Annotated in this window: 1 protein-coding gene; it reads right to left on the reverse strand. The window is 74.0% G+C overall.

All coding sequences use genetic code 11. The annotated features are described in order from the left end of the window. Positions 1-242 (reverse strand): NAD(P)H-hydrate dehydratase (locus LL06_RS26165; RefSeq protein ID WP_035534046.1); only part of this gene is annotated, 242 nt, incomplete at both ends.

Consider the following 242-nt stretch of genomic DNA (forward strand, 5'->3'; position numbering starts at 1 on the left):
TTGAGCGCGCCTGCCGCGGCGCGCGCCCTGTCGATCTTGGACAGCGCCGCATCCTCGGCAAGCCGCGGGAACAGCCGGCGGAACTCACCCTCGTGCGGTGTGATCACCAGCCGCGTCTCGCCCGCAAACAGCCCGGCGAGCGCACCCTCGTCCGGCGAGAAGGCGGTGAGCCCGTCGGCGTCGAGCACGACGGGGCGTCCGGTTGCCGCCAGGCGCGCGGCAAAGGCGCGGGCCTTGTCGAG

Origin of the sequence: Hoeflea sp. BAL378, assembly GCF_000759435.1 — a bacterium.
Classification (GTDB): domain Bacteria; phylum Pseudomonadota; class Alphaproteobacteria; order Rhizobiales; family Rhizobiaceae; genus Hoeflea.